Raw genomic sequence first — 24,222 nt, 5'->3', positions numbered from 1 at the left:
GTGACAGCACAAGCCCACACCATACTGTCCCTGCGCGACGGCGCCGCGCAGGCGATCAGGGCTGCGGACCTGGTTGAGAAAACCGCTCTCGCTCAGGACGTCGCCAGGCGCTGGCATGCGCGACGGCTGTCGCTTCGCTCACCGCTCGACACGCTGGCTCCGGTGCGGCCCGGCCGCCCGGAAAGGCCGGAGCTTGTGCCGCCCACCAAGGTGGTCCGGCGCTCGCTCAATTCGCGCCGCGGCCGGATCGCGCTTCTGCATGCCATCGCCCATATCGAGCTTAACGCGGTGGACCTTGCACTCGACATCGTTGCCCGGTTCGCCGCCGCTCCCATGCCGCAGAGCTTTTTCGACGGGTGGATGCAGGTGGCATTCGAGGAAGCCAAGCATTTCAACCTGGTCAGAGAGCGGCTGCAGGCGCTGGATGCGGATTACGGCGACATGCCGGCCCATGACGGGCTGTGGCAGGCCGCCCACGACACCCGTAACGACCTGACTGCGCGTCTTGCGGTGGTGCCGCTCATCCTCGAGGCCCGCGGGCTTGATGTCACCCCTTCCCTGCGCGCCAAGATGCGCGAGGTCGGAGACCATGACACCGCCGCTGTCCTTGATGTGATCTACGAGGACGAGAAGAAACACGTCGCCGTCGGCGCAAAGTGGTTCCGCTTCATCTGCGCCCGCGAAGGCAAGGATCCGGCCGAAACCTTCCGCCTCCTGGTGCGGGCCAATTTCCGCGGAGGCCTGAAGCCTCCCTTCAACGATCTGGCCCGCGCCGCTGCAGGGCTGACCCCCACCTTTTACCGGGCTCTGTCGAGCCAGAACATGTCCTGATCCGATTGAATTTGCCTGTCGCGGCTTCAATTCAAAGCTTTATTAACCTTAACAGGCTGTAATCCCCTCGAACAATCAACGGCAACCCGTTCTGAGGATTATCGCGTGTCGCAGAGGCAGGACAGCCGCGTATTTGGCAAGAGGCCAAAGCATTCCCACACCATCATTTTCGCCAGCGGCGAAACCATCCGGCACATCACGGTTCGTCCCTGGATGGCTGGCTTGCTGATGTCCGTGCTCGGGGTGATGGCAATCGGCTATCTCGCTGCCACATCCTATCTGGTGCTGCGCGATGATCTGATCGGCGCGTCGATGGCGCGCCAGGCCCGCATGCAGCATGCCTATGAGGACCGGATCGCTGCCCTGCGCTCGCAGGTCGACCGGGTCACCAGCCGGCAGCTTCTCGACCAGCAACTGATGGAGGAGAAGGTCGCCGAACTGATCGCCCGCCAGAACGCACTCAGCAACCGCCATGGCAAGCTCGGCCCGCTTCTCGACCGCGCCGGAGCCGCGGCTGGCCAGGTGCCGGTTCCGATTGTCAAGCCGAAGGACCAGGCCTCGCTGCCTGCCGTTTCGGCGAAAACCGCGCGTCTTGCAGCGCTCGCTGCCCAGCCCACGATCGTCTCGGATCCGGCGGAAAAGCACGTCAATCCGCTGGCATTTGCGCCTGTCTCCAAGCCAGCGGGGCAGGAATCCGTCGGCGAACGCGCAGACCGGATCTTCTCAAGCGTCACGCTGTCGCTCAAGTCGATCGAGCGTGAACAGATCGAAAAGATGCAGGGCCTGGCCATCGACGCCTTCGAAACCGCTTCGGAGATCGGCGAGATACTCAAATCCACCGGCCTGCCGGTACCGGCCTATGACGACAACGCAGTCGGCGGTCCGTTTGTCAGGCCCAATGATCCCAATGCCTTCGAGGCAACGCTTGACGATCTCGACCAGGCACTCGGCCGGCTCGACACAGTGCGGCGTCATGCCCGGAAACTGCCGATAGGCATGCCTGCGCCCGGACGCGAGATCACATCCCGCTTCGGCAACCGCCGCGATCCCTTCCTCGGCCGGCTCGCCTTCCACGGCGGGATTGATTTTCGCACCCCGACCGGAACCCCGATCTATTCCACCGGCTCGGGCACCGTGGTGCATGCGGGCCGCAATGGCGGCTACGGCAAAATGGTGGAAATCGACCACGGCAACGGCCTGACCACCCGCTATGCCCACCTCTCCGCCGTCGAGGTTCGCGAGGGCGACCGCGTCGGCATCGGCGCCCGTATCGGAAAATCCGGCTCGACCGGACGGTCCACCGGCCCTCACCTGCACTATGAAGTCCGCCGCAACGGCAATGCCATCGACCCGATGCGTTTTCTCAAGGCCGCACAGAAGCTCAAGCCGCTGCTCGTCTCCAACTGACCGGGCGGTTCGGCCGCTCCGTCGGGGACGCGTCCCTGAGACACGAAAAAGGGCCGCAAAAGCGGCCCTTCTCGATTCCATCCGGTGTTCTGATTACAGAACGCCTTCAGGCACCAGCACCTTGTCGATGACGTGAATGACGCCATTCGAGGTATCGATGTCGGCGGTTACCACCTTGGCATCGTTGACCATTGCGCCGTTGTCGAGGTCAATGGTGACCATCGAGCCCTGAACGGTTGCAGGGGTCGAATCGTCGACGAGATCGGTCGACATCACCTTGCCGGGCACCACGTGGTAGGTCAGCACGGCAACCAGCTTGTCCTTGTTTTCCGGCTTCAGCAGGTCATCGACGGTCATTCCGAGTGCGGCAAATGCCTCATCGGTCGGTGCGAAGACCGTGAACGGGCCATCGCCTTTCAGTGTATCGACAAGACCTGCTGCCTGAACGGCTGCAACCAGGGTCTGAAAGCTGCCGGCTTCGACGGCCGTGTCGACGATGTCCTTCTTGTCCGAATGCGAAGCGGCCATGGCGGCACCACCGGCAAGACCAAATGCGATGACGGCTGCTGCGATAGTCTTTGTCAGTTTCATAAGTAAACTCCGTTGTGAGGTGTAGCCCCCCGACGCGACCTTTCACGCAGGCCGGCGTGCATTGGTTCACCGCCTCACCCCGTCAGAAGGGGTGAAAATGAAAACGCGCCTTCACCGTTTATCGAGCCTTGAAAAAAACAGCCGGCGCCCAAGCGCCCTAGAGCACCTGCACCGCGCTTATCCGGGCTTTTCCTTGACTTAATGCACTGCAGCGACTATTCGGAAGCCTATGGGACCGCGACAGACCCCGCGCTCCCGCGCATCGCCGCAAACTCCGAAACGGAAAACGCTCCCAATTGACCACTTTTGCTGATCTTGGCTTAAGCCAAAAAGTACTGTCCGCCGTAACTGACGCCGGCTACTCGACGCCAACACCGATCCAGGCAGGCGCGATCCCGCCAGCCCTTGAAAGGCGCGATATTCTAGGCATCGCCCAGACCGGAACCGGCAAGACCGCATCCTTCGTCCTGCCGATGCTGACCATGCTGGAACGAGGCCGCGCCCGGGCGCGGATGCCGCGCACTCTGATCCTCGAGCCGACCCGCGAACTTGCGGCCCAGGTGCACGAGAATTTCGAGAAATACGGCAAGAACCACCGTCTCAACATCGTTCTGCTGATCGGCGGCGTTTCCTTTGACGAACAGGATCGCAAGCTTGAGCGCGGCGCCGATGTGCTGATTGCCACGCCCGGCCGCCTTCTCGACCACACGGAACGCGGCAAGCTCCTGATGACCGGCGTTGAGCTTCTGGTGATCGACGAAGCCGACAGAATGCTCGACATGGGCTTCATTCCCGACATCGAGCGCATCGTCAAGTTCATCCCGTTCACCCGGCAGACGCTGTTCTTCTCGGCCACCATGCCGCCGGAAATCCAGAAGCTGGCCGACAAGTTTCTGCAGAACCCTGCACGCATCGAGGTGGCCCCGCCCTCCTCGACCGCAGCCACTGTCGAACAGCGGCTCGTGGCCTGCGGCAGCAAGGATTTCGAAAAACGCGAACGCCTGCGCGATCTGATCCGCTCCCAGTCGGAACTGACCAACGCGATCATCTTCTGCAACCGCAAGAAAGATGTTGCCGATCTCTACAAATCACTTGAGAAGCACGGCTTCTCCGTCGGCGCGCTTCATGGCGACATGGACCAGCGCTCGCGCACCAACATGTTGCAGGGCTTCAAGGACAACGAGATCACCCTGCTTGTGGCCTCCGATGTCGCGGCCCGCGGTCTCGACATTCCGGCGGTCAGCCACGTCTTCAATTTCGACGTCCCCATCCACGCAGAGGACTATGTCCACCGGATCGGCCGCACCGGTCGAGCCGGACGCGCAGGCGCCGCATTCACGCTGGTTTCGCGCCGCGATGCGAAATATATCGACGCCATCACCAAGCTGATCGACCGCGAGATCAGCTGGCTGGACGGCCAGCAGGCGATCGAGAACGCCGACCCGGCCGATGACAAGCCGGCTCGCGGCCGCCGCGGCGAAAGCAAGTCGCCGGCACGCAAGACCGCACGCGGAGAAAAACGCGCAAGGGAGGACGCAGTCGAACCCGCAGCAGTGGCCGAGAGAGCTGCCGAAACGGTCGAAGCCGACAAGCCCGTCGAGATGGCAACAGCCCCCAAGGAAGCGCCCCGTAAGGATCGCGAGGAGCGGCAGCCACGCCAGGAACGCGAAAGCCGTGCGGCGCCGCAACGGACCCCGGAACCGGCCAATGCCAACAATGACCGCAATCGCGGCCGCAACCGCCGTGGCGGTCGGGACAATGATGATCGCGAGCCCACTCCGGTCGGCTTCGGCGACGAAATCCCGGCCTTCATGATGATCGGCAGCTGATCTCACGATCCGCTTCTAACCATCCAGACAAACAGCCGCCAGCGTCCTAGCCGGCGGCTTTTTTGTCTGGGGCCTGGCATGAGAGACTTCAGGAAACTGCATCAATCGATGTGTTTAGCCTGCGGGTCAGCGTCGTCGAGTGGTGCCAGGATTTCAGCGATCCGGTCACGCAGCCAGCTGTGGCCGGGAGACGAGGTCGATCGCCGGTGCCAGACCATTGTGATCTGTGCCAGGTCGACAGGCATCGGTGCCGCATAGATCAACAAACCGGCCCCGGGCGCAACTTGCAGCGCCAGCTGATGCGGAACAAGCGCGATCAGGTCGGACTGGCTGACCGCACGGTATACCCCGGAAAAGACCGGCAGGGTCATGGCGACGCGGCGTTGTCGGCCGACCCGCGCCAGCGCCGCATCGCCCATGCCCTTGAGATTGCCCTCCGGCGAAAACAGCACGTGGCCGAGATCGCAGAACAGATCGATCGGCACGGTGTCCCCCGGACCCAGGCCTGCACGCTGAAGCCGGGAATTGCCCTGGCGCGCGATGACGGAAAAATTCGACCGGAACACAGGGCGTTGCTCCGCCCAGTCCGGCAGAGCAATAGCCGGGATCAGGGCGATGTCGACCTCGTAGCGCTCGATCGTGTCGATGTGGCTGTCGGGCACAAGATCGACAAGCTGCACCCGGACGCCCGGCGCCTGGCTGGAGACAAGCTCGGCAAGACGCGGCATCAGCATCTCGGCGAAGAAATCGCTACCAGAAATCCTGAAATTCGCCGATGCCGTGAGCGGATCGAAGACCCTCGGTTTCTCGAACATCAATTCGATGCCATCGAGGATGTTGCGCAAGGGCAACTCCAGTGATCTGGCGTAATCTGTTGGTTCCAGCCCCTGCCCCCGCCTGAAAAACAGCTCATCCTTCAGCGCCGTGCGCAAACGCGATAGAGAGGCGGAGACTGCCGGCTGCGACAAGCCGATCCTGCGCCCCGCCTTGACGGTGGAACCTTCACGAAGAAGCGCATCAAGCACCCTCAACAGGTTCAGATCAAACGCAGATAAATTCATCAGACGAATACCTATCATATCAAAATACGATTTCACGAATAGGTATAGCCGATCTAACATCGGTTCAATCGAATGCGCGTTCGTTTCTTTCCACACCTGAACCGGAGGAAACGATGAGACCGAACATCCTGGGCGCTGATGCCATTGAATGGCTTGGCGTTCACTACAAGACCATCCTCAGACATAAAGAGACCGGCGGCGCGATGTCCGTGGTGGATTCGGTGTCACCGCCGAATTCAGGGCCACCGCGCCACATCCATCATGATGCCGACGAGACCTTCGTCATCTTGTCCGGAGATATCCTGTTCTGGCTGGAGGGCGACGAGTTCACCAGGGGGCCCGGCCAGACCATGTTCGTACCCCGCGGAAAACAGCACACGTTCCGCGTCGTCAGCGACGCGCCCGCCCGCCATCTGGTCATCCTGACGCCTGGCGGTTTCGAAGGGTTCTTCGCGGAGATGGCTGACAACAACTACCGCATTCCCGAAGACATGCCGGCGATAGCCGATTGCGCAGCCCGTTATCAGCTCAGCTTCACCGGCCCGGCGCTGTAACCAGAGATAAACCAATGAGGAGCAGACCCATGAAAACCATCGCCAGCAGATTTTTTGCCACTGGAGCCATTTTCGCGCTGTGCGGCATGGCGTGGGGGATCGTCATGTCCGCCACCCAGGACCACACACTGTCCCCCGCGCACGGCCATCTCAACCTGATCGGGTTCGTGATCATGTCGGTGTCCGGCACGTTCTATGCGCTCAGTCCGGGCGCTGCTGCATCGAAGCTTGCCGGCGTCCACTACTGGCTGAGCCTTGCGGCGGTGCTCGCAATCGTGCCCGGGATCGTCATGGCGATTTCAGGCTCGGGCGAGGCACTCGCCAAGATCGGATCCGTGCTGACGCTTTCTGCAATGGCGCTGTTCGCTTTCCAGGTCATGCGTCATGGAATCGGAGGCGGCCCGCTGCGGGAAACGGCCTAGAGCATAAGTACCGGCACCGCCGTGCGCGCCTGCTGTCACCCGTCAACCGCGCACGGCTCACGAGTTCAAGTCATTGAACACCCTGTTTTCTGGCGCGAAGCGCTGCCTGCCAGGCGAGACCCACCCATTTCGCCAGCTCCTCCGGATCGTCGAGCGCCTGGTCGGGGATCGACCAGTAGGGCATCGCCACCGGCTTGCTCTTGCCGTCATAGATCCACTGGCTGGCGCCGGCATCGGCAAAGTCCGGTGCACTTTCCGCATCGGCCTTGAGCAGAACCTCGCCACTGACTTCCAGCGCCAGGATCCGGCCCTGATGATAAATCCCCTTGCCGCCGAACATGCGCCTGATCGTCACCTCGCCGAGGCTGTCAAACATGTCCCGGATCAGATCATTGTCCACACCAGCACTCCCGTTCCAACTGATCGGGCCCACTGTGCTGCGCATTTTTCCAGGCGGCAAGCTTGTCATCCCCCAAGACCGGACCATATCGCTCGAATGGGCAAGACCGTCACGAAATCGAACCTGCCGCAGAAGCTGTGCACGACGTGCAGACGCCCGTTCACCTGGCGGAAGAAATGGGCGCGGGCCTGGGACGAGGTCAAGTATTGCTCGAACCGCTGCCGCAACGATGCACGGCGTTCTGGGCGCCCCGGCTGAACCCGGGCCATGCAAACATGCAAACCGTGCTCAGCGGCCGAAACACCCACTCACCCGGTCGGCAAGGTGTTTTCAGTCACGCCGCCGGCCTCTCGAACTGCTTCGGGCGTGTCCACATCCAGCCGCGCCGCGGCACCGATCTCTACATCGATCACCGGCCAGACCCCGCTTTCGATCAACGCGCGGGCGCCGACATCGCCCGTAAGCTCCATCGCCTCGGCAAAGGTGCTTGCCGGCAGGATGACCGGATTGCCGCGCCGCTCGCCGTCACAGGCGCGCACGATGGCGCGGCCCCTATGGTCGGCAAACGCCTCGATCAGGCGGTCCAGGTGCGCGGCGGTCAGCGCCGGCATGTCGCCAAGCAGGACAAGCGCGCCATCACACTCGCTGCCAAGTGCGGCCAGCCCGGTTTTGAGCGACGACGCCATGCCGGTTTCATAGTCCCCATTGTGTACCAGGCTGACATCGAGGCCCTTGAGGCTCGCTTCGATGTCGGCGCTGCGATGCCCGGTCACAACCACCGTTTCCGCTGCCTTCGAGGACAGCGCCGTACCGGCCATGCGGCGGATCAGAGTTTCGCCGTCAAACTCGGCCAGCAGCTTGTGCCCGGCCTGTTCGCCCATGCGGCTTGCCCGGCCCGCCGCAAGCAGCACCACGCCGACTGACGCGCGCGCCATACGTCCGCTTGCGGAGGCATTCGTCTGCCGTGGCTGCGGTCGGGTCGGAATTTCCTTGAGCAGACCGCCAACGCCCATCCGAGCGATGTCCATCGATGTCGGTGTCTCTCCCGCCAGGATCCGCGCCAGCACCCAGTCGAACCCGTTCTCCTTGGGACTTCGGGCGCATCCGGGCGCGCCGATGACAGGAACGGCGCCGACCGAGCCCAGCACCAGAAGGTTGCCGGGATCGACCGGCATGCCCACCCGTTCCACGTGCCCGCCGGCCTTCCAGATCGCTGCGGGAATGACATCCTGCGGATCGGTCACCGCCGAGGCGCCGAAGACAATGATCATCTCGTGCACACTCGCCATGCGGACGATCTCGCCCGCGACCGCATCGGCATCATGCGCAACCCGTCTTTCCTCCGCGAGGCTTGAGCCGCTGAGCGCCAGCCGGGCCACAAGCAGTCCTCTGGTCTTGTCCATCACCGACGCCTTGAGCGAGGGCAGCACGGTCGAGATCAGCCCGGCACGGACCGGGCGGAACGGCAAGAGATGCGCCAGACCCGGCGCCGCAATCGCTGCTTTGGCCCGGTCGAGGGAATTGCCGGTCACGGCCAGCGGAATGATCTTGATCGTTGCCACCATTTCTCCGGCCTGGACCGCGGTATGATCGGCAAGGCAGGCAAAGGTGATGGCGGGATCGATCGCATTGAAGGCGTTGACGAGTCCCTTGTCGGCGCGAAAAAGACCGGCGCAATCGGTATGAAGATTGACCCGCCCGGTCGACGCATTTGCCGCACGGATGCCGGGTACCGAGAAAGCCCGCGACAAGGCTTCGGCGCTGGCATCTTCCCCGACATCGCCCGCCTCCAGCCGCGCCACGATCACCGTGTCGATGCCACCCTGCCTGATCTGTTCCAGGTTATCGGCAGTGAGCACGTGCCCCTTCTTCAACCGCATGCGGCCGAGCGCCAGCGAATGTGCCAGCACCGCACCCTCGGCCTCCAACAGAGCAACCGGGCCGAACTTCATGCCTCAGACTTTCTCCGCTTGCGCCAACGTGTGCGGTGACGGTTTGCGCAGCGCCGCAATCACCTGCCCGAGGATCGCCACGGCGATCTCTTCCGGGCTCTGCGCTCCGATATCAAGCCCGATGGGCGCATCGATCCGGCCGATTTCGGCCTCACCAAGACCAGCATCGCTCAGTCGCTCCACGCGCCTTGCATGGGTCTTGCGCGAGCCGAGCGCACCCACGTAGAACGCACCGGCCTTCAGTGCCGAGATCAGCGGCCAGTCGTCGATCTTCGGATCATGGGTCACCGCCACAAGCGCCGTGAACGGGTCGATCGGCCGGTCCTTGAGTGCGTCCTCCGGCCAGTCGGCGACAAGGTCCACATTCTCGAACCGCTCGGGCGTGGCAAAGGCCGTACGCGGATCGATCACCCGGACATCGAAGCCCGCCATCGCCGCCATCGGTGCCAGCGCCTGCGAGATGTGCACCGCGCCGATGATCACCATCCGCGGCGACGGCACATGCACATTGAGAAAGAAGCGCTGTCCTTCCGCCTCCACCACTCCGGCCTTGCCGGTCCGGAACGCCTTTTCTACGGCCTCGCCGAGTTCTCCGGCAATCGGATCGCCCTTCATCATCAGCCGGTTGCGACCGTCAGCAAGGTCAGTGAGCATGATGGCGGCCTGCCGGTCGCGCCGCGCAGCATTGAGTTTCCTGAGCAGATGCGGATCCATCAGCCGACCCGCTCCACATAGACCTGGATCTTGCCGCCGCAGGACAGGCCGACCCGCCAGGCGGTTTCGTCGGCCACGCCGAATTCGAGCATTTTCGGCTCACCGCAGGCAATCACTTCGGCGGCTTCCGAAATCACCGCACCTTCAACGCAGCCACCGGAAACCGATCCGCTGAAATTGCCCTCCGCGTCGATCACCAGATGACTGCCGACCGGCCGAGGCGCCGAGCCCCAGGTCTCGATCACCGTCGCCACGGCAACGTCACGCCCGTCCAGCATCCAGCGTTCGGCCACCATTAGCGGATCGAGCTGATCTTCCGCGGCCTGCGAAATGATTTGAGATGTCATGCCAGCCTCCGTCCTCTGTCACTCAATCAAATATGGCCACCACCACCGGGTGAATACAAGGGCGAATACAAGAGTGCTCAGAGATAGCGCCGGGGATCGGCCTTCGCCGCATTGCGTTCGCCCAGCGCCGAGACAAGATCCGCCATCGCATTGATATTGTGCACCGGCCGGAATTCGTCGACATGATCGAGCATGGTGCGCACGCCGCGGGCGCGGGCTTCAAAACCATCAAAGCGCAGCAGCGGATTGAGCCAGATCAGCCGGCGGCAAGACCGGTGCAGCCGGTCGATCTCGGCATCCAGTTCCTCGATGGAATCGCGCTCAAGCCCGTCGGTGATCAGGATCACCACCGCACCCTGCCCCAGAACCCGGCGCGACCATTGCCGGTTGAACAGCCTCAGGGCCTCGCCGATGCGGGTGCCGCCCGACCAGTCCTTCACTGCGCCGGTGCACTGGTCCACCGCATCGTCGGGATCCTTGTTGCGCATCTGCCGTGTGATGTTGGTGAGCCGCGTGCCGAACAGGAAGGTATGAACGCCGCGCCGCTTCTCGCTGATCACATGCATGAAATGCAGGAAGATCCGGGTGTACTGGCTCATCGATCCGGAGATGTCGGCAATGATCACCAGCGGTGGATGCACCTTCCGGCGCTTGCGGAAGCGCGGCAGGATCAGGTCGCCGCCGGTCCGCATCGCCGCGCGCATGGTCGCCCGCGGATCAATCTTGCGCGCCTTTGCCGCAGACTTGTAACGCCGCGTCTCGACCTGGTCGAAGGGCAGCGTCAGTTCGGCAATGGCGCGTTTGGCGTCCGCCAGTTCGACCGCCGTCATCTGGGCGAAATCCTGCTGCCGCAACACTTCGTTTCCCGACATCGTCTCGCGCGCATCGATGTCGATCATCGGCTTGTCTTCGGGCGGGCGCTGCTTCTCGTGCCCTTCGAACAGCGCCTGGCTGACCCGTGTCTCGCCGGCCTTCAGCTTCTCCCGCTGCTTGTTCTCCATCGCCACCGGCGAAAACAGCGCAATCATCTTCTCGACAAGGTCGCGTGTCCGCCAGAACAGCCGGAAGGCCTGGTCGAAGACCTCGTGGTCCTCGCGCCGCTTGACAAATACCGAGTGCAGCACCCAGTAGAATTCCTCGCGGCTGCCGATGCCGGCGATCTGCACGGCTTCCACCGCATCGCGCACCGCTGCAGGGCCAACCTTGAGGCCCGCCTTGCGCAGCACCCGCGCGAAATAGACGATGTTGTTGACGATGCGGCCGTCGCCGCCCTTGAAATTGATCGCGTTGCCGGGTTCGGCCATCAGATTGCCGCCATCAGATCGATTGCGCCAGCTCGGCCTTCACCTCGGCCAGCAGTTCCCGGCCGGCGCTGCCGTCGATGCGGGCGATGTCGTCCTGGTATTTCAGCAGCGTTCCGAGCGTATCGGAGACGGTCTCGGGATCGAGCGCCAGCCGGTCGAGCTCGGTAAGCGCCGTCGCCCAGTCGATGGTCTCGGCCACGCCGGGGCTCTTGAACAGGTCCATCTGCCGGAGCTTCTGCACATAGGCGACCACCTGCCGCGAAAGCTCCTCGTGGCATCCCGGCACTTTCAGCCGGACAATCTCGAGCTCGACATCGGCTGCGGGATAGTCGACCCAGTGATACAGGCAGCGCCGCTTCAGCGCATCATGAATCTCGCGTGTGCGGTTGGTGGTAATGATCACGATCGGCGGCTCTTGCGCCTTGATCGTGCCAAGCTCGGGGATCGTCACCTGGTAGTCCGACAGGATTTCCAGCAGGAACGCCTCGAAGGCTTCGTCCGTCCGGTCAAGCTCGTCAATCAGGAACACCGGCGCGCGGCCGCCTGTTCCCTCGAGCGCCTGCAGCACGGGCCGCCGGATCAGGTGTTTTTCGGAGAAGATGGTGCGCTCGATCGCCCCCCGGTCGTCCTCGCCGGTGGCTTCCGCCAGCCGGATCTCGAGCATCTGCGCCGGGTAGTTCCACTCATAGACCGCCGAGGAGACATCGAGCCCCTCATAACACTGCAGCCGGATCAGCGGCCGGTCGAGCGCCTTGGACAGCACCTTGGCAATCTCGGTCTTGCCGACGCCGGCCTCGCCTTCGAGAAACAAGGGCCGCTGCATCTTCAGGCTGAGAAACAGCACCGTCGCCAGCGCCTTGCTGGCGACATAGTCCTGGCTCGACAGCAGGGCCATGGTTTCATCAATCGAGATTGGCAGCGGGTTGGTGATCGACATCATGGCTCCGGCTTGAGGCTTGGGCGTGTCCCGTCGGGCAGGAAGCTAAACAGAATGGTATCCGCGGTCCAGATACAAAAGCGCCGGTCCTGCGGGCCCTGTGCGCAATCCCGTCACCTCGCCGAACAAAACCGTGTGAGTGGCCACGATTTTCGCCTCGATGAGACGGCAATCGAACACCGCTGCGGCTCCGACGAGTGTCGGCGCGCCGGTGGTGATCGTATCCCATTGTGCCCGCGCAAACCGCTCGTCGACGGTCAGATCCTCGAGACCGGAAAACGCCATGGCCAGATCCTCGTGACCGCTCATCAGCGAGTTGAGCGCAAACACGCCTGATTCGGCAAAGATCTCGTTGTGCGGGTTCGAATGATTCAGGCAGACCAGCAGCGTGCCGGGATTGTCCGACACCGAGCAGGCGGCAGTCACGGTCACACCGCGGCGCACGCCCTCATGCGCGGTCGTGGCGATCTGCACGTGCCCGGCATAGCGCGCCATGGCGTCGCGATAGTCCCTGGAATCTATAGTCTGCCGTTTCAACACGCCTGCGCCTCGGTTTCGGGATCGGTTCTGCAACGATGCAGCTTGCGACCATACATAAAGTGCATGCACGAATTTGAAACCCGCCGCCCACGACTTTTTCTCCCCCGACCCCGTCAGATCAGACCCAAGCGACGGATTTTGCTTTGATCCGCCGGGATCGCCGGGCTAAATACCGCCCATGTTGATCCGTCTTGCACTTTCACCCCTGCCGCTTCTCATGGCTCTGCTCATCGCCGCCGCTCCGGTGCGGGCGGACTCGCTGCATGTCGGGCTGGTGATCCCCCAGGAAGGCCAGTTCAAACCGCTTGGTGATCATGTCCGTGAAGCCTTCGAGATCTGGGAGACCGGGCATCCCGAGATCTTCGCCGACCTGGTCGAGGGCGATGACGGCTGTAGCGAAGAGGCCGGCACCGACGCCGCCGCGGCAATGATCGAGGCCGGCGTCAACGTTGTCGTGGGCTTTCTGTGCACCGAGAGCCTGGCGGCCGCCCTGCCGCTATTGTCGGCGGAAGACATCCCGGTCATGACGCTGACCGTGCGCGCCGACATCATCGCCGAGGAAGCGGGGCGGCTGGGCTGGAATTTCTTCCGCCTCGCTCCGCGCGCCGGCTCCGAGGCCGAGATCGCCGCCGACGCCATCCTCAGGCTCTGGGCCGACAAGTCCTTCGCCCTGATCGAGGACGGCGCCATTTCGGGACGGGAACTGGTCGAGGCAATCCGGGTCATTCTCGAAAACCGTGGGCTCAAGCCGAATTTCGTCGACAACTACCGCCCCGGCCAGGCCACCCAGCCGAGCCTCTTGCGTCGCCTCAAGGCCGCCGGCGTCTCCCGCGTCTTCGTCGGTGGGGAACGCTCCGACATGGCGGTCATTGCCATGGAAGCCGACCGCCAGGGTGTACCGCTTGAATTCATGGGTGGTGATCAGCTCAATGCGCCGCAGGGAGAACTCCCGCTGCCCGACGGCACGATCGCCGTGCTCGCTGCCGGCGCCACGCCCGGGCCGGAAGCGGAAGCCGCGCGGGCCGCTTTTGAAGAACGCGGCCTGATCGCGGAAGGGTTGCGCATTCCGGCCTATGCGGCAGCCGAGATCCTCGGCGCCATCGCAACCCGCATGGATTACAGCCAGACCGGGCTCGGCGAAGCCCTGCGTTCGACCACCTTTTCCACGGCGCTGGGACCGGTCACCTTCGACCAGAACGGCGAACGCCGCGAACCGGGATTCGTGCTGGCGATCTGGCGCGACGGCGCCTTTCATCGGCTCAGTCTCGAAGACATGGCGCGCATTGCCGGAGAAAGCCGATGAAGACGACCGGCCCGAAAAACCTGATCACCGACGTTGCAGGGCTGCGCGTCGGCAATGCCAGCGATCGCAAGCTCAATTCCGGCGTTACGGCGATTGTCTGCGACCCGCCGGCAACCGCCGCCGTTCAGGTGCTCGGCGGCGCGCCGGGCACCCGCGAAACCGATCTGCTCGAACCCCACAACACGGTCGAGACCGTCAACGGCATCGTCCTGTCCGGCGGCTCGGCCTTCGGTCTCGATGCCGCCAGCGGTGCCCAGGCCTGCCTGCGCCAAGAGGGCAAGGGATTCGAAGTCGGCCCGCACCGTATTCCGCTGGTTCCTGCGGCCATCCTGTTCGACCTGATCAATGGCGGCGACAAGGATTGGGGAACCTATCCGCCCTACCGCGAACTCGGCTATCAGGCCACCGAGGCCGCATCCGGGGATTTCGATCTCGGCTCGGCGGGCGCGGGCACCGGTGCGCTGACGGCGACCTTCAAGGGCGGCCTCGGATCCGCATCGACCCTCGTGGCTGACGGTATCACCATTGGCGCGCTGGTTGCCGCCAATCCGATGGGCTCGGCAACGATCGGAGACACCCGCCATTTCTGGGCAGCACCCTTCGAAATCGGCGACGAGTTCGGTGGTCTTGGCATGCCCTCCCCTCTGCCCGCTGAGACCAGCGAGCTGAAGATCAAGTTCCGTGACATGAACCGCGGCATCTCCAACACCACCATTGCCGTCATCGCCACCGACGCCAGCCTCACCAAGGCCGAAGCCAAGCGCCTGGCGATTGCCGCCCATGCGGGTTTCGCGCGCGCCATCTGGCCGAGCCACACGCCGTTTGACGGCGACCTGGTATTTGCGCTCGCCACCGGTGCCTCCGGCCGCAAGCCGACCCCTGACGAATTCATCGACCTGTGCGCGGCGGCGGCCTCGACCATGAGCCGCGCCATCGCCCGCGGCGTCTTTGCGGCCACGCCCGACGAGCGCGACCTGATGCCCGCCTGGACAACCGCCAAGGCTTGAACCGGCTTGCGGTTGCCCGCCCGCCCCGGCAATGCTAGGCGGTGCTGTCTTGAAGCCCGAGATCTGCTCATGCCGTCAGCGCCTCGCAAAGTGCCCGTTCTGAAAGCCCGAGCGCTGCGGATTTTTACCGGAACCCGAAACAGTCCATGACCAACCCCGTCAAACGCCACAAGGGACCGCGACCCAGACCGGCCAACGACAATTCCAATCTGCGGGACCGGTTTCTGGCGGCAAGACCGCACTGGCGTGACGTCGTCTACGGCGCGATCGGCTGGGGTGCGGCCATGGCAGTCTCGGCGCAGGGCTGGCTGTGGCTGTCGGTGGGGGCCCTCACCAGCAATTACTGGAGCCTCACCCTACTGGCTTTCTGCGGCGGGATGCTCGCCTGGCCCTTCGCACTTGCCACGTTCCGCTTCGTCGCCTTCGGGCGAAGCCGTGAGGCCGCCTTTGCGGCCGCCTTCATATGCCTGACCGTTTTCACCATCGGCGCCACTTCGCTGATATTCGCCATCATCTACCGCAATTTTTATGCGCAATGGCACGGCGACCCGTTTACCAGGCTCTGGGTCATCCAGCTTGTCTTCACCACGGCGGCGGCGCTCTACCAGTTCGCCGTCCAGGGGCTGCGCCTCTATCTTCCTTTGGGCGTGATCTTCCTGTTCGGCGCCTCCTGGCTGCTCGCCACCCGCAACATGCCCTCCAAACCGCGGAAAACCGTTACCAACGTCTAGCCGCTTGAGATCCCGCGTTTGATTTCGCCCGAAAATGGTCTAGACCCGCCGCAACGCCAACCTTTACGGAACTTGCCATGATACCTCGTTACTCCCGCCCGGAAATGGTCGCAGTCTGGTCGCCGGAATCGAAGTTCCGGATCTGGTTCGAGATCGAGGCCCATGCCTGCGATGCACTGGCCGAACTCGGCGTCATTCCGAAAGAGGCCGCGCAGACCATCTGGGAAAAGGGCGGCAACGCCACCTTCGACATCGACCGCATCGATGAAATCGAGCGCGAAACCAAGCACGACGTCATCGCCTTCCTTACCCACCTGGCTGAGATTGTCGGCCCCGATGCCCGCTTCGTCCATCAGGGCATGACTTCCTCCGATGTCCTCGACACCTGCTTCAACGTCCAGCTGGTCAAGGCCACCGACCTTCTGCTCGCCGACATGGATGCGCTCCTCGCCGCCATCAAGCGTCGCGCCATCGAGCACAAGGACACCGTCTGCATCGGTCGCTCGCACGGCATCCACGCCGAACCCGTGACCTTCGGGCTGAAGATGGCCGAGGCCTATGCCGAGTTCGACCGCTGCCGTACCCGCCTTGTCAACGCACGCGAGGAAATCGCCACCTGCGCCATATCCGGCGCTGTCGGCACCTTCGCCAACATCGATCCGCGCGTCGAAGAACACGTTGCCAAGGCCATGGGCCTGACCGCCGAGCCGGTCTCGACCCAGGTCATCCCGCGCGACCGCCACGCAATGTATTTCGCCACGCTCGGCGTCATCGCCTCCTCGATCGAGCGGGTCGCCACCGAAATCCGCCACCTGCAGCGCACCGAGGTTCTGGAAGCCGAGGAGTATTTCTCCAAGGGCCAGAAGGGCTCGTCGGCGATGCCGCACAAGCGCAATCCGGTACTGACCGAAAACCTCACCGGCCTGTCGCGCCTGGTCCGCATGGCCGTGACACCGGCGTTGGAAAACGTCGCGCTCTGGCACGAGCGCGATATCTCGCACTCCTCGGTCGAGCGCATGATCGGCCCCGACACCACCGTGACGCTCGATTTCGCGCTGGCCCGCCTGACCGGCGTCATCGACAAGCTGATGGTCTATCCCGAGCGCATGGTCGGCAACATGGACCGGCTTGGCGGCCTGGTGCATTCGCAGCGGATTCTCCTGGCGCTGACCCAGGCAGGATCGTCGCGCGAGGACGCTTACCGGCTGGTCCAGCGCAATGCCATGAAGGTCTGGAACAGCTACCAGACTTCAGGCGATTCCGAGGTCGACTTCCTCACCGAATTGCTCAATGACGAGGACGTGCGCAAGTATCTCTCGGAAACCGAAATCCGCGACCGCTTCGATCTTGGCTATCACACCAAGCATGTCGACACGATCTTCGCACGGGTGTTCAAGGACAGCTGATCCTCTCCCCCCGGCAGTTCACCTGAGACATAAATGACACGCATTCATCCGAAGTGATTGCGTGTCACCATACTGCCCTGCTGTTGCCCCCATCTTGCCGCGGTTACCGCCCAGTCTGGCGTTCATCCGACACATTGGAGGATCCCATGCAGGACCACCCGCCCCTTCCCGGCAACGGCTATCACCGCCGCGACGACGGCGCCGAACAGTATCAGACCCACGACAGCGGCATCAGCCTCTGGATTGCGGCCGCAACCGTGATCATCTCGCTTGGCGTCCTGCTGGTCTTCTCCCAGGGGCAACTGAAAAATGGCGGCGGACCGTTTGTGATCACCCCACCGACGGAAATCAGCGCCTACCCTGCAAGCGGCCTTTAGGCGGTCGCATGGCCAGTCAAGGCCGTAAAATGCCCGGCCCGGAGCCCACGCCGGTCGTCGAATGTGGCACGAAAGCCAGTTTCAACCACCCGCAGACCATCTCGGCCCGCTGCACCGGTTGACATTTGACCCGCCCTCGCCCACCTCGGCGGCATGAAAGTAGCAGAAGCAGACATCCTCATTGTACCGGGCTACACAAATTCCGGTCCCGACCACTGGCAATCCCGCTGGCAAGGCCGCCTGTCGACAGCCCGCCGCGTCGAACAGGACGCCTGGGCCAAGCCGGTCCGCGAAGACTGGACCGCGCGCTTCGCCGAAGCCGTCAACGAAGCAACCAGGCCGGTGGTGGTGATTGCCCATTCGCTGGGCGTGGCAACGGCGCTGCAGGCATTGCCACAGTGCAACAAAAAGATTGCCGGCGCCTTCCTGGTGGCGCCCCCCGAAGTCAACAACCCGAGAGTCCGGCCAAAGCACCTGATGACCTTCGGCCCTTACAAGGAAGAGCCGCTGGAGTTCCCGTCGATCGTGGTGGCCAGCCGCAACGATCCCTTCGGATCCTTCGAACATGCCGGCGACATGGCCAATGCCTGGGGGTCGATGCTGATCGACGCCGGCGAAGCCGGTCACATCAACGCCGAATCGGGCCATGGCCCCTGGCCGGAAGGCATCATGGTATTCGCCAACTTCCTGACCCGGCTGCAGCCTTAGGGCAGCTGGACGGCGGTCAGCCCCGCGCCTTGTCCAGCATCACCGCGGCACCGGCATGAATGATCGCAGGATCCGTATTCAAGGCCGCCAGCCGGTAACCCATCTTGCCGAAGCGCGGTACATCGGCCGGATCGACGGCAAAGATCGCCGCTGCCTTGCCGGCCCGGTGAGCCCGGTTGCCGATCTCGGCAATCACGTCCTGAAGCTCTTCGTTTTGCGGATCGACACCCGCCCCGTCCGACCACGAGATCGAAAGATCCGACGGTCCGACAAAGATTCCGTCGATCCCGTCGGTTGCAAGAATCCCGTCAAGCGCTGCGAATGCGGCGCGGGTTTCGATCATTGCCAGCGCCAGGGTCTCGCTGTTGGCCGACCTGAAATAGCTCTCGGGCGAATGCCCCGAATGCAGCTGCAGCGCTCTCATCGGTCCCCATGAGCGTTCGCCCACCGGCGGGTATTTCATCGCGGCCGCGAACGCCTCTGCATCGGAAACCGAATTGATCATCGGCGCGATGACCGCCTCGAAGCCCATGTCGAGCGCCCGGCTGGCAAGATCGTTCCGCCCCACCGGTATGCGCATGATCGCAGGCTTGCCCGCGGCAAAGATCGCCTTCGCGGAGGCAAAGGCAGTCGTTTCTGTATGGGCGCCGTGCTGCATGTCGACGGTGACGGTGTCGAACGGGCAGCGGGCCAGTGCGCCCGCCATTTCCTCGGACGGCGAGGTCGACCAGGCGGTGATCAGCATCCTGTCCTGATCAAGCTTGTCTCGCAGTTGCATTGCCGGCTCCTCCCGAATCGCTGTCACGCCCGCTGGTGGCGGTTTGTTTCCTTCAATCCAACAAAAAACCGCCCCCGGCAAGCCGCGGGCGGTTTGAAGATAAGACGACAGAAAAGCCTTAGCTGTTCTGGATCTGCTCGACGGCGACCGCGAGAAGCTCATCCATCCTGCGGCGCAGCTGATGATCGGACTGGTCCACACCGGCCGCATCGAAATCAGCGCGCACCTTGCGGAACACGTCCTCGTCGCCCGCTTCCTCGAAGTCGGCCATGACAACAGACTTGGCATAGGTTTCCGCCTCGTCGCCGCTCTTGCCGAGCAATTCGGCCGCCCAGAGGCCCAGAAGCTTGTTCCGGCGGGCTTCCGCCTTGAACTTCAACTCCTCGTCATGGGCAAATTTGTTTTCAAATGCGTTTTCGCGGTCTTTCATACTGCTCATGAGCTGGCTCCCGGCGGTGAATCGATAATCCCTATATGGGGGTTTGGTCCATAAAACAAAAGACCGCCGAAAGTGCAATGTAAACTCGTCTCATGCCGTGCAATTCGGGGGACATTGCCGACAACAGCGTTGTGAAAGCCTGGACAATCCGCTAAAGCACGGCTCAAAATCGACCCTATGCCGAGTTGCCGCGGCTTCAGCCGGCTCAACTGACAGAGATGCTCCATGACCCGTCGCCGCCGTATCTACGAAGGCAAGGCCAAGATTCTTTATGAAGGCCCAGAACCAGGCACGCTGATCCAGTTCTTCAAGGACGACGCCACCGCGTTCAACAAGAAGAAGCACGACGTGGTTGACGGCAAGGGCGTGCTCAACAATCGCATCTCCGAATACATATTCTCGCATCTCAACCGGATCGGCATCCCGACGCACTTCATCAAGCGCATCAACATGCGCGAGCAGCTGATCAAGGAAGTCGAGATCATCCCGCTGGAGATCGTCGTGCGCAACGTTGCCGCCGGCTCGCTCGCCAAGCGCCTCGGCATCGAGGAAGGCACCGTGCTGCCGCGCTCGATCATCGAATTCTACTACAAGGCCGATGCGCTCGACGACCCGATGGTTTCCGAAGAGCACGTCACCGCCTTCGGCTGGGCCAGCCCCCAGGAAATCGACGACATCATGGCGCTTGCCATCCGCGTCAACGACTTCCTCACCGGCCTGTTCCTCGGCGTCGGCATCCAGCTGGTCGATTTCAAGATCGAATGCGGACGCCTGTTCGAAGGCGACATGATGCGCATTGTCGTCGCCGACGAGATCTCGCCCGATTCCTGCCGCCTCTGGGACGTCAACACCAACCAGAAGCTCGACAAGGACGTCTTCCGCCGCGATCTGGGCAATCTGGTCGAGGCCTACCAGGAAGTCGCCCGCCGGCTTGGCATCATGAACGAGAACGAGCCGAACCGCCCGACCGGGCCGGTTCTGGTCAAGTAAGCCTCAGGAGTTGGGTCAATGATCAAGGCACGCGTCACGGTAACGCTCAAGAACGGCGTTCTCGACCCGCAGGGCAAGGCCATCGAGCATGCGCTCGGCGGTCTCGGCTTCTCCGGCGTTGATTCCGTCCGCCAGGGCAAGGTCTTCGATGTGGTTCTTGAAACATCCGACCGCGCCAAGGCCGAGGCCGAACTCAAGGCCATGGGCGAAAAACTGCTCGCCAATACGGTGATCGAGGATTTCGCGGTCGAGGTGCTCTGAGCCATGAAAGCCGCCGTCATCCTGCTTCCCGGCCTCAACCGCGACCGCGACATGATCGCGGCGCTGACCAAGATTTCGGGCCAGGCCCCGCAAACGATCTGGCAGACCGAGACTTCGATCGATGACGACGTCGATCTGATCGTCATCCCGGGCGGCTTTTCCTATGGCGATTATCTCCGCTGCGGCGCCATTGCCGCGCGCATGCCGGTGATGCAGGCGGTGCGCGAGAAGGCCGAAAAGGGCACCCGCGTCATCGGCGTGTGCAACGGCTTCCAGATCCTGCTTGAAGCCGGCCTTCTGCCCGGCGCGCTGATGCGCAACGCCTCGCTTAAATTCGTCTGCCGCGAGGTCAAGCTCGAAGTCACCAACGCGAAGACCGCGTTCACGCAAGGCTATAGCCAGGGCCAGGTCATCCGCTGCCCGGTGGCCCATCACGACGGCAACTATTTCACCGATCCCGGAACGCTTGCCGACCTCGAAGCCAGCAATCAGGTCGCGTTCCGCTACACCGCCGACACCAACCCCAACGGATCGCTCAACAACATCGCCGGCATCGTCAACAAGGCGGGCAACGTGCTGGGCATGATGCCGCATCCTGAAAACCTGATCGAACCCGCGCATGGCGGCAGCGACGGTCGCGCCCTGTTCGAGTCCGCGCTGGGACTGGTCGACGCTTGAGGCGGGTTATGGCGATCGGCGTTCCTACCACAGGATCTCATCCCCGCTCGCGAAGGGCCGCAATCTGGCTGCTGGCAGCCCTGGTTCTGGTCACGCTGACAGGTGCGCCTCGCGCTGAAGCGGCAAGCAAGACAACTGCCACAACGACCCAGGTCTATTTTATTCGCGGTTTCATGGGCGTGTTTTCGACCGGTTTCGATACGATGGCAAAGACCCTTGCCAAATCCGGGGTCACCGCCAAGGTCTACGGACACCTCAGCGGCGCCGCCATTCGCTCCGCCATTGTCGAGGAGTACGCCGGTTCGAAGCGAAACAAGCCCGTCATCCTTGTCGGACATTCCTTCGGCGGCAATGCCGCGTTACAGGTTGCCGCGGGCTTGCGCAGGGACAACATCCCGGTCGCCCTGGTTGTCACCGTGGATCCGACCCGCGGCGGCCCACTTTCAACCAATGTCGGGCGCTATGTGAATTTCTTCTTCTCCGGCAATGGCCTGGGATCCCGTCTCAAGTCCGCCCCCGGCGTGCCGCAGTCGCGCATCACCAATATCGACATGGGCGAGCGCGACGAAGTAGCCGGAGCCGGTGACGACCACTGGACCGTCACCCACAACGCCGTCATACAGTCCGAAATCCTCAAACTGGTCAAACGCGCCGCCCGTTGAGGCAAAGCGCGATGCTTACCCGCGCAGTTCTTTCAGAACCGCTTCCAACTCGCCTTGGTATTCGTAGGTTTCGACCTGTACGGCATGCCGTGGGCTGGCCTTGTACCGCAAGGCATCGCGCCGGTTGTCCCGCTCAATCAGCATGGCCATGTCACTTGGCCGCTGCCATTTGCCCGAGATCTCGGAAGCCGCGATCTTGGCCTGCAGATCGGCAAGCACCCAGATACATCCGACCGGTTGAATGAGGCCGATGAAGAACAGTCCGGGCACGTCCGCCATCATCATCTTGAGGTAGAGCGGCACCTGCTGCGCCTCGCTCCAGTCCGGACAGACACGGGAAAGGTAGGTCGTACCAAGCCGGTAGCCGGTGGCCCAGATGATGGTGTCGAACTCGTCACTCGCGCCATCGCTGAACTTCACCATGCGGTTGTTGGCAGAACTGATTCCGCGCCGCATGGTTACCGTGCCATGGCGGATCCTGTCGAGAACATCCGTGTTGAGGGTCGGATGCTGCCTCAGCACCCTGCCCTGTGGCTCCTGCAGCCCGTACCGGTCATAAGGCCCGACCGCCAACCTGACCCCGAGCTTGAGAAGCGTGTCCCTGAGCCATCGCGATTGGATTTTGCGCAACTTTGAGAATTGAACATCCACCGGGCGTCCGGCGATCAGTTTCGGCACGATGACTTGCGGGCTGCGTATGCTCAGACTGACATGATCAGCGACCCGGCTGAGTGCTGCCGCAATATCGCAGGCCGAGTTTCCTCCCCCGACAACAAGCACCTTCTTGCCTTCGAAGCCGCGAGCCGTCTTGTAGCGCCCGGCATGAAGCTGTTCGCCCGAAAAATCCCCTGCAAGGTCCGGAACAAACGGCTCCCTGTGGTGGCCCGAGCAGATGATCAGGTAATCAGCCGTCTGGGTGTGCCGCCCAGAAGCATCTTCATAGGCGATCACCCATCCACCCCCATCTCGGGCGCTCACATCTGCGACCCTTGAGTTCAGCCGGATGTGGCTGCCGAGATCGAAATGGGATTCGTAGGCGCGCATGTAAGCGAGGATTTGCCGGTTCGACGGATAATCGGGATAGTCCTCCGGCATCGGAAAATCCGGAAATTGCGACAATCGTCTTGAACTGATCGTATGTGCGTTTTCATAGACGCTCGGTCGGTCCGGATCATCGCTGAAAACCCAGATACCGCCGCTCTCGCCCTGCGCTTCATGGCAGACGATATCGGTGATACCCGCCTCGACAAGGTTCTTCACCGTCGTCAGTCCGGTCGGACCCGCCCCGACCACGCAAACCCGGACATGATCCGCTCTGCTCATCCCACCTGTACTCACACTTATGTCCCCTTGCCGTGCGTCTTACCAGCAGGTATCCCCCGCGACAATGTCTACGCCGCCCGGCTCAGAGCGATAGAACCCAACCAAGAACCGCTGTCACGCGCAGGAATCGTGCTATTGCAGCAGCATAACTGACTTCCATCCCTGAAGCCGCCCGGAGACCTTGATGAAACTGAGTAAGACCCTGCTTGTCCCGGCTGTTGGGTTCGTCCTGTCCGCCTGTGCGCCTGCGTCAGGCCCGCCGGCGGGAATGAGCAGCAATGCAATTGCTGTCGCGACCCTGCAGAAGGTCAACAGCCAGGCCCATGCCTGCTGGCTCAAGGATGGCGACTTCGCCGCCTACGGGATTGTCCCCGAACTCGACACCACCAGCACGCCGCGCCTGTTGATCATCCCGCGCGGCAAGCCACAGTCCCTGCCCCAGGCGGTCATCATTGCTTCCGCCGGCAATGCTCAGTTCTACGGCCCGCTCTCCACCTCGCCGCTGGCCGGCCGGATCAATGGCGACATTTCGCGCTGGGCGTCAGGCGGCACCGGCTGCTGACCGGTGCCGGCCGGGCGGATTGGCATCGGCCATGTCCACAGTTTAGCGCTTTCTTTCGGCCCAAATCCCAATTTACAGGTGCCAACCGGCCCGTCATTGCGCTATAGC

Annotated in this window: 29 protein-coding genes; 17 read left to right on the top strand and 12 right to left on the bottom strand. The window is 62.8% G+C overall.

All coding sequences use genetic code 11. The features are described from left to right. Window positions 1–831 carry a ferritin-like domain-containing protein gene (locus GTW23_RS07360; RefSeq protein WP_252915245.1) on the top strand — a complete coding sequence of 277 codons (831 nt, stop codon included), beginning with the start codon at window positions 1–3 and terminating at the stop codon, window positions 829–831. Window positions 832–936: 105 nt separating this feature from the next. Continuing rightward, window positions 937–2,238: a M23 family metallopeptidase gene (locus GTW23_RS07355; RefSeq protein ID WP_252915244.1), complete on the top strand. Its 1,302-nt coding sequence runs from the start codon at window positions 937–939 to the stop codon at window positions 2,236–2,238. A 93-nt stretch (window positions 2,239–2,331) separates the two neighbouring features. Here the strand turns inward: GTW23_RS07355 and GTW23_RS07350 are convergent, their stop codons facing one another. Then, window positions 2,332–2,829: a fasciclin domain-containing protein gene (locus GTW23_RS07350; RefSeq protein WP_252915243.1), complete on the bottom strand. Its 498-nt coding sequence runs from the start codon at window positions 2,827–2,829 to the stop codon at window positions 2,332–2,334. A gap of 296 nt (window positions 2,830–3,125) precedes the next feature. On the opposite strand from GTW23_RS07350, the gene GTW23_RS07345 reads away from it, so the two are divergent. Then, window positions 3,126–4,658, top strand: coding sequence for a DEAD/DEAH box helicase (locus GTW23_RS07345; RefSeq protein WP_252915242.1), 1,533 nt, complete (start codon window positions 3,126–3,128; stop codon window positions 4,656–4,658). 101 nt (window positions 4,659–4,759) lie between these two features. Here GTW23_RS07345 and GTW23_RS07340 read toward each other — a convergent pair whose 3' ends face one another. Further along, window positions 4,760–5,719: a LysR family transcriptional regulator gene (locus GTW23_RS07340; protein ID WP_252915241.1), complete on the bottom strand. Its 960-nt coding sequence runs from the start codon at window positions 5,717–5,719 to the stop codon at window positions 4,760–4,762. A 113-nt stretch (window positions 5,720–5,832) separates the two neighbouring features. On the opposite strand from GTW23_RS07340, the gene GTW23_RS07335 reads away from it, so the two are divergent. Together GTW23_RS07335 and GTW23_RS07330 are read left to right on the top strand one after the other, a co-directional pair. After that, window positions 5,833–6,273: a cupin domain-containing protein gene (locus GTW23_RS07335; RefSeq protein ID WP_252915240.1), complete on the top strand. Its 441-nt coding sequence runs from the start codon at window positions 5,833–5,835 to the stop codon at window positions 6,271–6,273. A gap of 29 nt (window positions 6,274–6,302) precedes the next feature. After that, a complete protein-coding gene (locus tag GTW23_RS07330) occupies window positions 6,303–6,695 on the top strand; it encodes a hypothetical protein (RefSeq protein ID WP_252915239.1) in 393 nt (130 codons plus the stop codon). Between the two features lie 70 nt (window positions 6,696–6,765). On the opposite strand, the gene GTW23_RS07325 is transcribed toward GTW23_RS07330, so the two are convergent. Then, window positions 6,766–7,095 carry a TfoX/Sxy family protein gene (locus GTW23_RS07325; RefSeq protein WP_252915238.1) on the bottom strand — a complete coding sequence of 110 codons (330 nt, stop codon included), beginning with the start codon at window positions 7,093–7,095 and terminating at the stop codon, window positions 6,766–6,768. Window positions 7,096–7,191: 96 nt separating this feature from the next. Here GTW23_RS07325 and GTW23_RS07320 point away from each other — a divergent pair, with 96 nt between their 5' ends. After that, complete coding sequence (locus GTW23_RS07320; protein WP_252915237.1) at window positions 7,192–7,353, top strand: DUF2256 domain-containing protein; 162 nt, start codon at window positions 7,192–7,194, stop codon at window positions 7,351–7,353. Between the two features lie 50 nt (window positions 7,354–7,403). Here GTW23_RS07320 and GTW23_RS07315 read toward each other — a convergent pair whose 3' ends face one another. The 6 genes from GTW23_RS07315 to GTW23_RS07290 all read right to left on the bottom strand — a co-directional run bounded on the left by GTW23_RS07315 (window position 7,404) and on the right by GTW23_RS07290 (window position 12,889). Next, window positions 7,404–9,047 (bottom strand): NTP transferase domain-containing protein, encoded by a 1,644-nt coding sequence (locus GTW23_RS07315; RefSeq protein WP_252915236.1) that lies wholly within the window; start codon window positions 9,045–9,047, stop codon window positions 7,404–7,406. Window positions 9,048–9,050: 3 nt separating this feature from the next. Continuing rightward, window positions 9,051–9,761 (bottom strand): XdhC family protein, encoded by a 711-nt coding sequence (locus tag GTW23_RS07310; protein ID WP_252915235.1) that lies wholly within the window; start codon window positions 9,759–9,761, stop codon window positions 9,051–9,053. Continuing rightward, window positions 9,761–10,108 carry an XdhC family protein gene (locus GTW23_RS07305; protein WP_252915234.1) on the bottom strand — a complete coding sequence of 116 codons (348 nt, stop codon included), beginning with the start codon at window positions 10,106–10,108 and terminating at the stop codon, window positions 9,761–9,763. The genes GTW23_RS07310 and GTW23_RS07305 overlap by 1 nt, the downstream gene beginning before the upstream one ends. Before the next feature lie 77 nt (window positions 10,109–10,185). Continuing rightward, the gene (locus GTW23_RS07300; protein ID WP_252915233.1) at window positions 10,186–11,412 is read right to left on the bottom strand and encodes a vWA domain-containing protein; all 1,227 of its coding nucleotides are present in this window, start codon (window positions 11,410–11,412) and stop codon (window positions 10,186–10,188) included. 13 nt (window positions 11,413–11,425) lie between these two features. After that, window positions 11,426–12,352 (bottom strand): AAA family ATPase, encoded by a 927-nt coding sequence (locus GTW23_RS07295; RefSeq protein ID WP_252915232.1) that lies wholly within the window; start codon window positions 12,350–12,352, stop codon window positions 11,426–11,428. Between the two features lie 42 nt (window positions 12,353–12,394). Beyond that, window positions 12,395–12,889, bottom strand: coding sequence for a flavin reductase (locus GTW23_RS07290; protein ID WP_324288476.1), 495 nt, complete (start codon window positions 12,887–12,889; stop codon window positions 12,395–12,397). Window positions 12,890–13,067: 178 nt separating this feature from the next. On the opposite strand from GTW23_RS07290, the gene GTW23_RS07285 reads away from it, so the two are divergent. From GTW23_RS07285 to GTW23_RS07260, 6 genes are all read left to right on the top strand, one after another. Then, the gene (locus GTW23_RS07285; protein ID WP_252915231.1) at window positions 13,068–14,192 is read left to right on the top strand and encodes an ABC transporter substrate-binding protein; all 1,125 of its coding nucleotides are present in this window, start codon (window positions 13,068–13,070) and stop codon (window positions 14,190–14,192) included. Beyond that, window positions 14,189–15,199, top strand: coding sequence for a P1 family peptidase (locus GTW23_RS07280; RefSeq protein ID WP_252915230.1), 1,011 nt, complete (start codon window positions 14,189–14,191; stop codon window positions 15,197–15,199). Before GTW23_RS07285 ends, GTW23_RS07280 begins: the two co-directional genes overlap by 4 nt. Window positions 15,200–15,345: 146 nt before the next feature. Then, window positions 15,346–15,930, top strand: coding sequence for a hypothetical protein (locus GTW23_RS07275; RefSeq protein WP_252915229.1), 585 nt, complete (start codon window positions 15,346–15,348; stop codon window positions 15,928–15,930). A gap of 77 nt (window positions 15,931–16,007) precedes the next feature. Further along, a complete protein-coding gene (gene purB, locus GTW23_RS07270; RefSeq protein WP_252915228.1) occupies window positions 16,008–17,336 on the top strand; it encodes an adenylosuccinate lyase in 1,329 nt (442 codons plus the stop codon). Between the two features lie 146 nt (window positions 17,337–17,482). Then, window positions 17,483–17,713, top strand: coding sequence for a hypothetical protein (locus tag GTW23_RS07265; protein ID WP_252915227.1), 231 nt, complete (start codon window positions 17,483–17,485; stop codon window positions 17,711–17,713). Between the two features lie 153 nt (window positions 17,714–17,866). Then, window positions 17,867–18,421, top strand: coding sequence for an RBBP9/YdeN family alpha/beta hydrolase (locus GTW23_RS07260; RefSeq protein ID WP_152008475.1), 555 nt, complete (start codon window positions 17,867–17,869; stop codon window positions 18,419–18,421). 16 nt (window positions 18,422–18,437) lie between these two features. Here GTW23_RS07260 and GTW23_RS07255 read toward each other — a convergent pair whose 3' ends face one another. Then, window positions 18,438–19,199 (bottom strand): HpcH/HpaI aldolase family protein, encoded by a 762-nt coding sequence (locus tag GTW23_RS07255; RefSeq protein WP_252915226.1) that lies wholly within the window; start codon window positions 19,197–19,199, stop codon window positions 18,438–18,440. Between the two features lie 118 nt (window positions 19,200–19,317). Further along, complete coding sequence (locus GTW23_RS07250; RefSeq protein WP_152008473.1) at window positions 19,318–19,638, bottom strand: DUF1476 domain-containing protein; 321 nt, start codon at window positions 19,636–19,638, stop codon at window positions 19,318–19,320. Between the two features lie 225 nt (window positions 19,639–19,863). Here GTW23_RS07250 and purC point away from each other — a divergent pair, with 225 nt between their 5' ends. The 4 genes from purC to GTW23_RS07230 are packed head-to-tail and all read left to right on the top strand — an operon-like array spanning window position 19,864 to window position 22,229. Beyond that, complete coding sequence (gene purC / locus GTW23_RS07245; protein ID WP_152008472.1) at window positions 19,864–20,628, top strand: phosphoribosylaminoimidazolesuccinocarboxamide synthase; 765 nt, start codon at window positions 19,864–19,866, stop codon at window positions 20,626–20,628. A gap of 18 nt (window positions 20,629–20,646) precedes the next feature. Further along, window positions 20,647–20,889, top strand: coding sequence for a phosphoribosylformylglycinamidine synthase subunit PurS (purS, locus tag GTW23_RS07240; protein ID WP_152008471.1), 243 nt, complete (start codon window positions 20,647–20,649; stop codon window positions 20,887–20,889). Window positions 20,890–20,892: 3 nt separating this feature from the next. After that, a complete protein-coding gene (gene purQ, locus GTW23_RS07235; protein WP_152008470.1) occupies window positions 20,893–21,567 on the top strand; it encodes a phosphoribosylformylglycinamidine synthase subunit PurQ in 675 nt (224 codons plus the stop codon). Window positions 21,568–21,575: 8 nt separating this feature from the next. Continuing rightward, window positions 21,576–22,229 (top strand): alpha/beta fold hydrolase, encoded by a 654-nt coding sequence (locus GTW23_RS07230; RefSeq protein WP_252915225.1) that lies wholly within the window; start codon window positions 21,576–21,578, stop codon window positions 22,227–22,229. 15 nt (window positions 22,230–22,244) lie between these two features. Here the strand turns inward: GTW23_RS07230 and GTW23_RS07225 are convergent, their stop codons facing one another. Next, the gene (locus GTW23_RS07225) at window positions 22,245–23,552 is read right to left on the bottom strand and encodes a flavin-containing monooxygenase (protein WP_252915224.1); all 1,308 of its coding nucleotides are present in this window, start codon (window positions 23,550–23,552) and stop codon (window positions 22,245–22,247) included. Window positions 23,553–23,736: 184 nt separating this feature from the next. On the opposite strand from GTW23_RS07225, the gene GTW23_RS07220 reads away from it, so the two are divergent. Continuing rightward, window positions 23,737–24,114 (top strand): hypothetical protein, encoded by a 378-nt coding sequence (locus GTW23_RS07220; RefSeq protein WP_152008467.1) that lies wholly within the window; start codon window positions 23,737–23,739, stop codon window positions 24,112–24,114. Window positions 24,115–24,222 lie beyond the last annotated feature (108 nt).

This window comes from Parahoeflea alexandrii, from assembly GCF_024105735.1.
In the GTDB taxonomy this organism is placed as follows: Bacteria; Pseudomonadota; Alphaproteobacteria; order Rhizobiales; family Rhizobiaceae; genus Hoeflea; species Hoeflea alexandrii.
The sequence above is the reverse complement of the archived record's forward strand: the minus strand, read 5'-3'. Positions and strand labels throughout refer to the sequence as shown.

What these genes read in the sequence shown, in the direction of transcription:
- GTW23_RS07350 (WP_252915243.1), bottom strand. Translation starts at nt 2,829, where the DNA reads ATGAAACTGACAAAGACTATCGCAGCAGCCGTCATCGCATTTGGTCTT.
- GTW23_RS07340 (WP_252915241.1), bottom strand. Translation starts at nt 5,719, where the DNA reads ATGAATTTATCTGCGTTTGATCTGAACCTGTTGAGGGTGCTTGATGCG.
- GTW23_RS07335 (WP_252915240.1), top strand. Translation starts at nt 5,833, where the DNA reads ATGAGACCGAACATCCTGGGCGCTGATGCCATTGAATGGCTTGGCGTT.
- GTW23_RS07330 (WP_252915239.1), top strand. Translation starts at nt 6,303, where the DNA reads ATGAAAACCATCGCCAGCAGATTTTTTGCCACTGGAGCCATTTTCGCG.
- GTW23_RS07320 (WP_252915237.1), top strand. Translation starts at nt 7,192, where the DNA reads ATGGGCAAGACCGTCACGAAATCGAACCTGCCGCAGAAGCTGTGCACG.
- GTW23_RS07315 (WP_252915236.1), bottom strand. Translation starts at nt 9,047, where the DNA reads ATGAAGTTCGGCCCGGTTGCTCTGTTGGAGGCCGAGGGTGCGGTGCTG.
- GTW23_RS07310 (WP_252915235.1), bottom strand. Translation starts at nt 9,761, where the DNA reads ATGGATCCGCATCTGCTCAGGAAACTCAATGCTGCGCGGCGCGACCGG.
- GTW23_RS07305 (WP_252915234.1), bottom strand. Translation starts at nt 10,108, where the DNA reads ATGACATCTCAAATCATTTCGCAGGCCGCGGAAGATCAGCTCGATCCG.
- GTW23_RS07300 (WP_252915233.1), bottom strand. Translation starts at nt 11,412, where the DNA reads ATGGCCGAACCCGGCAACGCGATCAATTTCAAGGGCGGCGACGGCCGC.
- GTW23_RS07295 (WP_252915232.1), bottom strand. Translation starts at nt 12,352, where the DNA reads ATGATGTCGATCACCAACCCGCTGCCAATCTCGATTGATGAAACCATG.
- GTW23_RS07285 (WP_252915231.1), top strand. Translation starts at nt 13,068, where the DNA reads ATGTTGATCCGTCTTGCACTTTCACCCCTGCCGCTTCTCATGGCTCTG.
- GTW23_RS07280 (WP_252915230.1), top strand. Translation starts at nt 14,189, where the DNA reads ATGAAGACGACCGGCCCGAAAAACCTGATCACCGACGTTGCAGGGCTG.
- GTW23_RS07275 (WP_252915229.1), top strand. Translation starts at nt 15,346, where the DNA reads ATGACCAACCCCGTCAAACGCCACAAGGGACCGCGACCCAGACCGGCC.
- purB (WP_252915228.1), top strand. Translation starts at nt 16,008, where the DNA reads ATGATACCTCGTTACTCCCGCCCGGAAATGGTCGCAGTCTGGTCGCCG.
- GTW23_RS07265 (WP_252915227.1), top strand. Translation starts at nt 17,483, where the DNA reads ATGCAGGACCACCCGCCCCTTCCCGGCAACGGCTATCACCGCCGCGAC.
- GTW23_RS07260 (WP_152008475.1), top strand. Translation starts at nt 17,867, where the DNA reads ATGAAAGTAGCAGAAGCAGACATCCTCATTGTACCGGGCTACACAAAT.
- GTW23_RS07255 (WP_252915226.1), bottom strand. Translation starts at nt 19,199, where the DNA reads ATGCAACTGCGAGACAAGCTTGATCAGGACAGGATGCTGATCACCGCC.
- GTW23_RS07250 (WP_152008473.1), bottom strand. Translation starts at nt 19,638, where the DNA reads ATGAGCAGTATGAAAGACCGCGAAAACGCATTTGAAAACAAATTTGCC.
- purC (WP_152008472.1), top strand. Translation starts at nt 19,864, where the DNA reads ATGACCCGTCGCCGCCGTATCTACGAAGGCAAGGCCAAGATTCTTTAT.
- purS (WP_152008471.1), top strand. Translation starts at nt 20,647, where the DNA reads ATGATCAAGGCACGCGTCACGGTAACGCTCAAGAACGGCGTTCTCGAC.
- purQ (WP_152008470.1), top strand. Translation starts at nt 20,893, where the DNA reads ATGAAAGCCGCCGTCATCCTGCTTCCCGGCCTCAACCGCGACCGCGAC.
- GTW23_RS07230 (WP_252915225.1), top strand. Translation starts at nt 21,576, where the DNA reads ATGGCGATCGGCGTTCCTACCACAGGATCTCATCCCCGCTCGCGAAGG.
- GTW23_RS07225 (WP_252915224.1), bottom strand. Translation starts at nt 23,552, where the DNA reads ATGAGCAGAGCGGATCATGTCCGGGTTTGCGTGGTCGGGGCGGGTCCG.
- GTW23_RS07220 (WP_152008467.1), top strand. Translation starts at nt 23,737, where the DNA reads ATGAAACTGAGTAAGACCCTGCTTGTCCCGGCTGTTGGGTTCGTCCTG.